Source organism: Luteitalea sp. (genome assembly GCF_022842525.1).
Classification (GTDB): Bacteria; Acidobacteriota; Vicinamibacteria; order Vicinamibacterales; family Vicinamibacteraceae; genus Luteitalea.
Genome location: NZ_JALHPM010000222.1, coordinates 1 through 9,491, shown reverse-complemented (window position 1 = coordinate 9,491; position 9,491 = coordinate 1). Strand labels below are relative to the sequence as shown.

The 9,491-nt window shown below is 71.7% G+C and carries 12 protein-coding genes and 2 pseudogenes; 4 read left to right on the top strand and 10 right to left on the bottom strand.

Translation table 11 applies throughout. The annotated features are described in order from the left end of the window. The 4 genes and pseudogenes from Q0C41_RS27200 to Q0C41_RS27185 form a co-directional block, all read right to left on the bottom strand. Nucleotides 1-249: pseudogene (locus Q0C41_RS27200) on the bottom strand (hypothetical protein); the annotation flags it as partial. After that, a complete protein-coding gene (locus Q0C41_RS27195) occupies nt 246-962 on the bottom strand; it encodes an SIMPL domain-containing protein (RefSeq protein WP_291989424.1) in 717 nt (238 codons plus the stop codon). The gene Q0C41_RS27195 and the pseudogene Q0C41_RS27200, both read right to left, overlap by 4 nt. 76 nt (nt 963-1,038) lie before the next feature. Then, a complete protein-coding gene (locus Q0C41_RS27190) occupies nt 1,039-1,470 on the bottom strand; it encodes a hypothetical protein (RefSeq protein WP_291989422.1) in 432 nt (143 codons plus the stop codon). Nucleotides 1,471-1,501: 31 nt separating this feature from the next. Continuing rightward, entirely contained in the window at nt 1,502-2,236 is a 735-nt protein-coding gene (locus Q0C41_RS27185; protein ID WP_291989420.1) for a ubiquinone/menaquinone biosynthesis methyltransferase, read from the bottom strand. 46 nt (nt 2,237-2,282) lie between these two features. On the opposite strand from Q0C41_RS27185, the gene Q0C41_RS27180 reads away from it, so the two are divergent. Then, nucleotides 2,283-2,954, top strand: a complete 672-nt coding sequence (locus tag Q0C41_RS27180; protein ID WP_291989418.1) for a metal-dependent transcriptional regulator — start codon at nt 2,283-2,285, stop codon at nt 2,952-2,954. 12 nt (nt 2,955-2,966) lie between these two features. Here Q0C41_RS27180 and Q0C41_RS27175 read toward each other — a convergent pair whose 3' ends face one another. Continuing rightward, nucleotides 2,967-3,620, bottom strand: a complete 654-nt coding sequence (locus Q0C41_RS27175; protein ID WP_291989416.1) for an HAD-IA family hydrolase — start codon at nt 3,618-3,620, stop codon at nt 2,967-2,969. Between the two features lie 30 nt (nt 3,621-3,650). Between Q0C41_RS27175 and Q0C41_RS27170 the strand changes: the two genes are divergently transcribed. Then, entirely contained in the window at nt 3,651-4,304 is a 654-nt protein-coding gene (locus Q0C41_RS27170; protein WP_291989414.1) for a 7-cyano-7-deazaguanine synthase, read from the top strand. 73 nt (nt 4,305-4,377) lie between these two features. On the opposite strand, the gene Q0C41_RS27165 is transcribed toward Q0C41_RS27170, so the two are convergent. From Q0C41_RS27165 to Q0C41_RS27155, 3 genes are read right to left on the bottom strand one after another with little or no spacing between them, the layout of a single operon-like run. Further along, nucleotides 4,378-5,340 (bottom strand): DUF4097 family beta strand repeat-containing protein, encoded by a 963-nt coding sequence (locus Q0C41_RS27165; RefSeq protein WP_291989413.1) that lies wholly within the window; start codon nt 5,338-5,340, stop codon nt 4,378-4,380. Nucleotides 5,341-5,393: 53 nt separating this feature from the next. Continuing rightward, nucleotides 5,394-6,587, bottom strand: coding sequence for an N-acetylglucosamine-6-phosphate deacetylase (nagA, locus tag Q0C41_RS27160; protein WP_291989411.1), 1,194 nt, complete (start codon nt 6,585-6,587; stop codon nt 5,394-5,396). Between the two features lie 10 nt (nt 6,588-6,597). Next, on the bottom strand, nt 6,598-7,041 hold the full coding sequence (locus Q0C41_RS27155; RefSeq protein ID WP_291989409.1) for a DUF5615 family PIN-like protein: 444 nt from the start codon (nt 7,039-7,041) through the stop codon (nt 6,598-6,600). A 35-nt stretch (nt 7,042-7,076) separates the two neighbouring features. On the opposite strand from Q0C41_RS27155, the gene Q0C41_RS27150 reads away from it, so the two are divergent. Together Q0C41_RS27150 and Q0C41_RS27145 are read left to right on the top strand one after the other, a co-directional pair. Beyond that, a complete protein-coding gene (locus tag Q0C41_RS27150) occupies nt 7,077-7,496 on the top strand; it encodes a hypothetical protein (protein WP_291989407.1) in 420 nt (139 codons plus the stop codon). An 87-nt stretch (nt 7,497-7,583) separates the two neighbouring features. Then, entirely contained in the window at nt 7,584-8,303 is a 720-nt protein-coding gene (locus tag Q0C41_RS27145; RefSeq protein ID WP_291989405.1) for an FAD-binding oxidoreductase, read from the top strand. Here the strand turns inward: Q0C41_RS27145 and Q0C41_RS27140 are convergent, their stop codons facing one another. Next, nucleotides 8,304-9,080 carry an enoyl-ACP reductase gene (locus Q0C41_RS27140; protein ID WP_291989404.1) on the bottom strand — a complete coding sequence of 259 codons (777 nt, stop codon included), beginning with the start codon at nt 9,078-9,080 and terminating at the stop codon, nt 8,304-8,306. A gap of 18 nt (nt 9,081-9,098) precedes the next feature. Continuing rightward, a pseudogene (locus tag Q0C41_RS27135) lies at nt 9,099-9,491 on the bottom strand (hypothetical protein); the annotation flags it as partial.

Below are 9,491 nucleotides of genomic sequence, written 5' to 3'. Positions count from 1 at the left end.
TTCTTCGGCGCGCGTCTCGGCCACCGCCTTGCCGCGCTGGGCGATGGCGAGCTCGCGACGCAGTTCGTCGAGGTCCCCCTGCGCCTGCGCCAGGGCCTCGGTGGCTGCGCCCGCACGCGCGTCGGCGGCGGCCGCGTCGGCGTGCAGGGCACGGGCGTCGGCCACCGACACCCGCGACCCGCGCATCACCAGCCACGTGACGACAGCGCCCGCGAGCGCCGCCAGCACGGGTCCGATCCACTCGGTCACCGCAGGGACGCGTGCAGCGTGACGGTGACACGCACTTCGACGTCACCGGCCGTCACGGGTGTGACCGGCACGTCGGCCTGGGCCGCCATGGCCCGCATCATCGGCATCGGCGGCCGCGGTCCCTCGACACTGCCACTCTCCTCGAGCCGGACGACGCGGTCGACGGCCCGACTGACGCCCTCGGCCATGGCGCGCGCGCGCGCCAACGCCGCCGCCGAGGCGAGTGTCAGGGCCTCCTGCTGATGGCGCGGGAGATCCTCGAGGGTGAAGCGGACGCCCGTGATGCGCGTCGCGCCGGCCGCGATCACGGCATCGAGCACCTCGCCGACCTTCGTGACGTCGTCCAGACGAATCTCGATGACGTTCGTGGCGAGATACCCGCGGAGCGTCTGCTTGCCATCGGCCCAGTCGAACTCGGGCTGCATCTCGATGCTCATCGTGCGCACGGCGTCGGCCGCGAGCGCGAAGGTCTCGAGACGGGCCCGAATGGCCGTGGCGACGCGGGCATTCTGGCCCTGCGCCGCGTTGGGCTGGCGCGAGCGCGCCTCGGCCGCGACGGTGACGAAGACCTGGTCGGGCGCCCGCTTGATGACGCCCTCACCCGAGGCGATGACGATGTCGTGGGCAGAAGGCTGGGCCATGGTGGTCTGGGCTGCCGCGGGGGTGGCGATCAGCCCCGTCAGGAACAGCACGGAAAGCAGCGAGTGGCGCACGGTGTTCCTCCAGACGCCCGACGGGGCGCTGTGCTTGAGACGTCCGCAGGCGCCGCCGGGCTGGGGGCCTTCCGACTCAGCGCTCGACGAAGGGCTCGATCACGTCGAGCAGCACGGCCAGCACCCGCTCGCCGTCGAGCGCGGCAATGCCCTCGCCCTGCGCGAGGGTCCGCTCGTCCTCGAGCTGTCGGCGCCCGCGCGTGTAGGCGCTGTGGACGACGACCGTCGGCTGAGGGCCACCGAGTTCGAGCACGATGTCGATGACGTTGTCGCTGGAGCGGTCTGACACCAGCCGGACCGTCGACGCCGGAGTCTGCACCGAAAAGGCGAAGCCCTCGGCCTTGAGCGCCTGCGCGAACTGGCGGACCGTGGGGGCAATCTCGCGCTCGAGGACGCCGTCGAAGGCGGCGCGCGCGGCGTCGGCGGCCGCGCGGCGCTGCGCCTGCGCCTTGCGCAGGTCCGCGAGCCGATGAGTCAGTTGCCGACGGACCTCTGCGGTTTCGAGCATGGCCCCCAAGAGTAACAGGCTTGCGCTCGGCCTACCGCGGCACGTGGCCGACGTTGATCGCCATCAGTCCCCCCATCAGCGGCCACCAGGACACCTGCGTGAAGCCCTCGGCGCGCATCAAGTCGGCCACGCCCGGGGCACCGGGGTACCGCTCGAGGCTGGCGGGAATGTACCGGTACGTGTCGGGGTCGCCGTGCAGCCACTGACCGACGAGACCGCCGGCGGCGCGCAGGTAGGCCAGGTACGCGGCGCGGACCAGCGGCGGGCGCGGCAGCGTGAAGTCGAGCGACAGGACCCGCCCGCCCGGGGCGAGCACGCGCCTGATCTCGCGTAGCGACTGCGGCAGGTCCGGCACGTTGCGCAGACCGTAGCCCGCCGTCACGATGGCCTGCGACCCGGCCGGCACCGGCAGGGCGAGCATGTCGCCGCACACCCACTGCATGCCGCGCAGGTGCGGCTTGGCGGCCGCGAGCGTCAGCATCCGATGTGTGAGGTCGAGCCCGAGGACGCTGGCGCCGGCGTCGCGAAGCCGGGCCGCGATGTCGCCCGTGCCACAGGCGAGGTCGAGCGCACGCTCGCCTGGCTGCACCGCCGCCATCCGGACGAGGACGTCCTTCCAGGCGGCGTCGCGTCCGTACGACAGCCACACCGTGATGTCGTCGTACCGCGGCGCAATCTCGTGGAAGAGGTCGCGGACGTAGCGCGCCTTGCCTTCCGGCGTGGTCAGGGCCTCGGCAAGCGCCCCTCTCGGAGGCACGGTCGGCATTCCCGGCATTCTCGGCATCGCGGCATTACCATAGTGCCGCTACGCCATGCTGCCGTCGAGCACCGTCGAGAACTACCTCAAGGCCATCTACTCGGCGCAACGAGCGCTGGGCACGGAGACCCTCGTGCCCATGGGGCAGCTGGCAAGCGCACTCGATGTGGTGCCGGGCACGGCCACCACCATGGTGAAGGCGCTGGCCGAGTCCGGGCTGGTCCGGTACGAACCGTATGCCGGCGTGCGCCTGACCCCAGCCGGAGACAAGCTGGCCGCGCTCGTCCTGCGTCGGCACCGCCTGATCGAGCTGTTCCTCGTGCAGGTGATGGGCATGAGCTGGGACGAGGTCCACGATGAGGCGGAGCACCTCGAGCATGCCGTGTCCGAGCGGCTGATCGGGCGGATGGACGAGATGCTCGGCTTCCCGTCGGTGGACCCGCACGGCGACCCCATCCCGAATGCGGACGGCGGCGTGCACGAACGCACCTACGAGTCGCTGCTCGAGTGCCCGGTGGGTCAACCGGTGCGGGTGGCGCGCGTCGCCGACCAGGACGCCGGCTTCCTTCGCTTCATCGAGCAGAGCGCGCTGATGCCCGGCCAGGCCGTCGTCGTCGTGGCGCGAGATCCGGCGGCTGACAGCGTCGCGGTGCTGGGGGCCGACGAGCGGCGGATCGTCCTCGGCGCCCGCGCGGCGTCGAAGGTGCTCGTCGACGCCGTGGTGTGAGCGCGACGTGGCCTACGCGACGAAGCGCTGGAGCTCGTCGACGGTCGCCACCGTGACGCGCGCCCGACGACGGTGGTCGTCGTCGACGGCCGGGTAGCCGAATCCGTAGGCGACCAGGCACGCGTCGATGCCGGCGGCGGTCGCGGTGGCCACGTCCACCCACGAATCGCCGACCATGACGGTGTCGGCGGCGGGCACGCCACTCTGCGCCATCAGCGCCAGCAGCGCCTCGGGCGCCGGCTTGCGCCCGTGCGGGCCATCGCCACCGACCGCCGCATGGACGAACGGCGCCAGGCCGAGTGCGGCGAGAATGACGTCGGTAGGGGCCTGAGGTTTGTTGGTCAGCACCGAGATCCGGGCATGTCGATGGAGGTGCGCCAGCGTCTCGCGCACACCCTCGTACGGCACGGTAGTGACGGTGAGCCGCTGCGCATAGGCGTCGAGGAAGCAGGCCAGGGCCTCGTCGGGGTCGGCGGTCGCCTCGGCGCGAGCCAGGGCGCGGATCACCAGCGTCCGCGCGCCTTCACCGACCATGGCCACGACGGCCGGCACCGGCAAGGGCGCCGCGCCATAGGTGGCCAGCATCGCGTTGGCGGCGTCGGCCAGGTCCTGGCGCGAATCGATCAAGGTGCCATCGAGGTCAAAGACGAAGTGTCGGTAGAACACGGATCCACCTTACACGGCCCGGCCGTCGCGGTGCTCTGCTCCGGAGGCCTCGACAGCGTGGTCCTGGCCGCCGATCTGGCGACGACGGCGACGGTCTTCCCCATCTACGTCGCCTCGGGTCTGGCGTGGGAACGCGAGGAGCGCGCCATGCTGACACGGGCGCTCGAGGCCTTGCCCGCCTCGTCTCGGGTCGAACCGCTGCACGTGCTCGACGCCTCCGTCCGCGACGTGTATGCGCCCACGCACTGGTCGATTACGGGCACGCCGCCCGCGTGGGACACGCCCGACGAGGACGTCTACCTGGTGGGCCGCAACATCGTGCTGCTCGGCAAGGCGGCGGTCTACTGCGCGCTGAAGAAGATCAGCCGCATCGCCCTCGGTCCGCTGGCCGGCAATCCGTTCCCTGATGCCACCAGCGAGTTCTATGCGGCGATGGCGCATGCGCTGACGCTCGGCCTGGCGCACCCGATGGCCATCGAGACGCCCTACCGGGCCCTGCACAAGGCCGACGTGATTCGCCGCGGCCATGCCCTCGGCGCGCCGATGGCGCTGACCATGTCGTGCATGAAACCGGAGGGGGGCGTCCACTGCGGCGCGTGCAGCAAGTGCCGCGAACGCCACGACGCCTTCGTCGAGGCGATCGGGCAGGACCCCACGATCTACGCCACGCGCCGCGCCGTCTAGCGCGACGCGTCGGGAGCGCGTCCCACTGGGAGGGACGGCTCGCCGAGCCGTCCGCGCTCTGCGATCGCGCCGCTCAGGGCGCCGTCGGGGGCGATGGAGGTGCCGGAGGTGCGGGGGGTGCCGGGGGCTCGGGCACGTGGGCGCGCTTCAGGGTGATGCTGCCGTCACCCGTGCGGACGCGAACGGTGCCGGCGCCCGCGCCGAGCATGGCCTGCAGACGGCGCCCGTCGCCTTCCCGCTCGACCGCCAGGTCGGGATAACCGTTGAGGGTGATGCGGCCATCGCTGGTCAGGACGTCGAGCCTGGCGTCGAGGGCGTCGGGGAGGGACAGCACGACCCCGCCATCAGCGGTGTCGATCTCCCAGGCCCCGGTCACGGTGCTGCCGGCCGAGGCGCGGACCGTGACCGAGCCATCGCCGCTGCGCGCCGTGAGGTCGCCCACCAGGCGGCCGCTCACCAGCACGCTGCCATCGCGCGTGCTCACGGTGCAGCGACCATCGACGTCTTCCATCTGCACGCTGCCGTCACCGCTGTCGGCCGTGATGTCGCCGGCCACCTCACGCATGACGATGCGGCCATCGTCGGTGCGGGCGTCGATGCGGCCGCGCACCCGTTCGACATGCACGGAGCCGTCACCGCTTCGCAGTCGAATCTCGCTGTCCACGGGCACCGAGGCGACGACCCGCGCCGATCGCCCCGTCCCTCCCCCGTCGAAGTGCCAGCCCTCGCGGGTCTCGGCGGTCACCGTGACGGCAATCCGGGAGCCGTCCTGCGTCATCGCGACGTCGATCGCCTCGAGCAGCGCCCGGGAAGACGCCCTCGACTCGACCCGCACGAGCACGTCCGGCTCGTCCCAGGCCTGCACTTCGATAGCGCCGTCGAAGGTGGTCAGGTCGATGATCGGGTGTCCCTCGACGGTGAAGCGGGACTCCTTGCGTGCCGAGAACCCACCCGAATCCACGTGCACCACACACCCGGCCAGCGTTGGCAGGAGGCCGGCGCAGCACACGACGGGCAGGGTCCGGGAGAGGCGCATGGTTGCGATGAGTAGACGAGCGGGCCGCTGGAGGGGTTCAGTCGTCATGTCGTTCAGGCGGACCCGTCGTGGGCGTAGACGACCGCGCCACCGATCAGGGTCTGCCGCACGCACCACTCCGCGTCGAGCACGACGAGGTCGGCCAGCAGGCCTTCCGCGATCCGCCCGCGATCGCCGAGGCCGAGCGTCCGCGCCTGGACGGTCGCCGTCATCATCGCCGCCTCCGCGGGCGTCACGCCGACCATCTCCACGAGGTTGGCAAACACCCGATCCATCGTCAGCCGGCTGCCCGCCAGCGTGCCGTCATCGAGGAAGCAGGCCTGCGAGCGGACCGTGACGCCGCGCCCGCCGAGTTCGAAGCGGGCCCCTTCTGCCAGGCCCGCGCCGGCCAGACCGTCGGTGATGGCCATGACCCGCTCGGGACGCTTGGCGCGAATCGCGGCCCGCATGACCACCGGGTGCACGTGAAAGCCGTCGGCCACGAGTTCGACGGCCACGCGGTCGTCGTCCAGCACGGCGCCGACGAGGCCGGGGGCGCGGTGCGTCAGCGGCGGCATCCGGTTGAACAGGTGCGTGGCGCGGCGCGCCCCGGCCTCGATGCCGGCCCGCGCCTCCTCGAGCGTGGCGCCCGAGTGCCCCAGCGAGACGCCATGGCCATGGGACACGAGGTCCCGGATCAGGGCCAGCGCGGACGGCAGTTCCGGCGCCAGCGTCACCGTGCCGAAGGCGCTGCGATGGGCGGCGATGACGCCGAGGATGTCCTCCGCGGTGAAACTCGTGGCCGTCCCTGGCGTGGCCATGTCGGCGGGCGCTCCGGGCGGCAGGCACAGTTCGGTGAGCGGTTGCGCGCCCCGGTAGTCGGGCGCCATGAAGTTGCTCTCGAGGTGGGCCGGCAGCACGCGCGCGGCTTCGGGGGATGGCGACGACATGGCCGCCTCGATCGCCCCGGCCAGCATCTCGAGGGCCGCCGGCGGGCAGGCGAACGTGGTCGGCTGAAACGACGTGCACCCGAAGCGCGGCAGGTGCGCGGCGATCGTCGCCACGCCCCGCGGGCTCTCCAGCGTGTCGTGCCCGAGGGCCCCGTGCACGTGCACGTCGATGAAGCCGGGCACGATCCACAGCCCGGCCATGGGCCCGTCAGCGCTGCCGACGCCGACCTCGACGATGCGGTCGCCGTCGATGACGAGAAGGCCTGGAGCGAGAACGCGGTCGGGGAGGACGAGGTGGGCGCCGTCGAAGATCAGCATGGGACCGTCATCATGCCTCAGGGCCGGCGGGGCAGGTCCACCCCGCGTCGACACGCAGTGTGCGACCGCGAAGGGGCGACACCGCTCGGCCCCTCCGCAGCCAGGCATCGACCTCGGTCAGCAGCGTCCGCAGGCCTCGCGCATCGGGCGCGGCGAGCACGAGGACGCCGGGGCTGTCGGCGAGGGGGAAGCGGCGCCGCTCGAGGAAATCGTGATCGAGCGTGATCAGGGTGCGATGGAGGTCGCGGGCCCGGTGAAAGTGCGCCAGATCGGTCGCGCGACGCCACTCGGGCTCATCGATGACGTGCAGGACGTCCCACCGGAGGCGCGTCCGCATGAAGGCCACGAGGGGCGCCGGGATGTTGGCGTCGGCGTAGATCAGCGGGCCGTCGGCGATGGCGGCCCGCAGAGGCCCGAGTTCCGAGAACAGCGTCCCCATGGCGAGTCCCGACACACAGGGTACCTCCGGAGTCGGGGTATCCTGCCGCCGTGATCACCACGGCCGGGATTGCAGGCATCGTGCTCGGGGCGCTGCTGGGCGTGTGCCTGCTCGCCGCCATCTGGGTCTGGCGCAAGGGACGCCCTTTCGCGGAGGGCCACGTCTTTCGGGCCAGCCGCCTGAGTCGGGGCAACCGGTTGTTGCCCGTCCAGGTCCTCATCACCCCCACCAGCGTCGTCCACTACACGCCGGAGTGGTTCGGCCGCCTGGAGCACTCCATCCACATGGCCCACGTGGCCTCGGTGCGCATCGACACGAACATGTTCTTCTCCGACGTGTTCATCGAGACGACGGGCGGCGTGAATCCAATCCGCTGCGCGGGGCATCGGAAGGGGGATGCGGTGCGGATGAAGACCCTCATCGAGCAGTATCAGACCGGATACTATCGACAGCAGTCGTCGGGCACCTGACCCGACCGCGCCGTCCGGGTGCCACCTCCAGTCGTGTCCGCCGGCGGGCGCGGCGCGAGCCCCCGGGCCGTCCGACCAGCGATTCCCGTGCCCGACGCCCTCACGCTTCCCGTCCGCGAGATATCCGCCCCCACGCCGACCACGCGCCGCCTGGTCCTCGACCTCGGCGACGTGCCGTTCGTCTACCAGGCGGGGCAGGCGGCGGCGCTCGGGCTGCACGGCCAGCGCGAGCGTCGGCCGTACTCGATCGCGTCAGCGCCCGCTGACACGTTGGCCGACGGCGGGATCGAGTTCCTGCTGCGCGTCAATCCCGGCGGTGGGCTCGGGCGCCATCTCGATGCAGCAGAGGCGGGATCGCGACTGGACTTCGAGGGCCCGTTCGGTGCGTTCCTGCTGCCCGATCCCTTGCCGGACGTGCCGCTGCTGTTCATCGCCGGCGGCACCGGGCTGGCGCCCCTGCGGTCGCTGGCGCGCGAAGCGCGCGCGCAGGGCCACCGCGGGCCGCGCCACCTGCTCTACTCGGTGAAGGACGAAGACGACGTGGCGTATGCCGCGGAGGTGGCGGGCTGGCGGGACGACCACCTCGGCGAGGCGGTCGTGACGATCACGCGACAGGTCTCGCCCGGAACGACGCTGCGTCGTGGCCGCATCGATCGGGCACTGCTCGGCCGCTTCGCGGTCGGTGGCCTGCCCCTGTGTTTCCTGTGCGGGCCACCGACGATGGTGGACGACCTCACCCACCACCTGTCGCAGCTCGGCGTCCCGGCCGACCACGTCAGGACGGAGCAGTGGACACCGACGGCCTAGCTACATGCCCATCGGGCGGTAGCCAGCATCGACGTAGATCACCTCACCGGTGACGCCGCGGCTCCAGTCCGACAGCAGGAACATCGCGGCCCCCGCGACGTCGCCGGTGTCGATGTTGCGCTTGAGCGCGGCGCGATCGCGGTAGACCTGCAGGATGCCCGAGAAGCCCGAGACGCCGGACGCGGCCAGCGTCTTGATCGGACCGGCCGAGATGGTGTTGACGCGGATGTTCTGGGCGCCGAGATCCGAGGCGAGGTACCGCACCGACGACTCGAGCGCCGCCTTGGCGACGCCCATCACGTTGTAGTTCGGGAAGACCCGATCGGCGCCGAGGTACGACAGCGTGATGATGCTGCCGCCGCCCTTCTTCGCGAGCAGGGGCGCGGCGCCGCGGGCCATCGCCACGAGCGAGTAGGCGCTGATGTCGAGGGCCGTGCGGAAGGCCTCGCGCGACGTCTCGATGAAGGGCGCCGACAGGGCCTCGCGCGGCGCGAATGCCGCGCCATGGACGACGAAGTCGAGACCGTCGATCTGGCTGTCCAGCGTGGCGAAGAGGTGGCTGATGTCTTCGTCGCGGCTCACGTCACACGGCAGCAGGATGGGAGGCGTCGTCAGCTGGGGCACCAGCTCCTCGACGTTCTCCTTCAGGCGCTCGTTCTGATACGTGAGCACGAGTCGTGCGCCGGCCGCATCGGCCTGCTGCGCGATGGCCCAGGCGATGGACCGCTTGTTGGCGACACCGACGATGAGACCGGTGCGTCCCGAAAAATCCGACATGCGACGAGTTCCTGTGGCCTACCGGCCGCGGCGGTTGTTGGGGCGCGACTTGCCAGGCTGACCACCCTGACCCTGCTGCGGTCCCTTGCCGGACGGATGGCCGTTGGCGTATGGCGAGTATCCGCCCCAGCTGGTGCTGCCTGCCGCCTGCGGCTGACGCGGACGCCCGCCGCCACCACGTCGACCTTGCTGCGGCCGCGCGTACGACGTGAAGTCGGCCGGCTTGCGCTCCTGCACCTGTCCTTCGATCTTGGGCAGCGTGGCACGGATCAGCGTGTGGCGATGGATGGGCTCCTCGCGCACCGGCGCATCGTCGACCGGCGGTGGAGCCGGCACGGGCGCGGGCGCGGCGGCCACGGGGCGCACCTCGACCGGTGGCGCGACGGCAGCCGCCGGCGTCAGCCGCGGGGC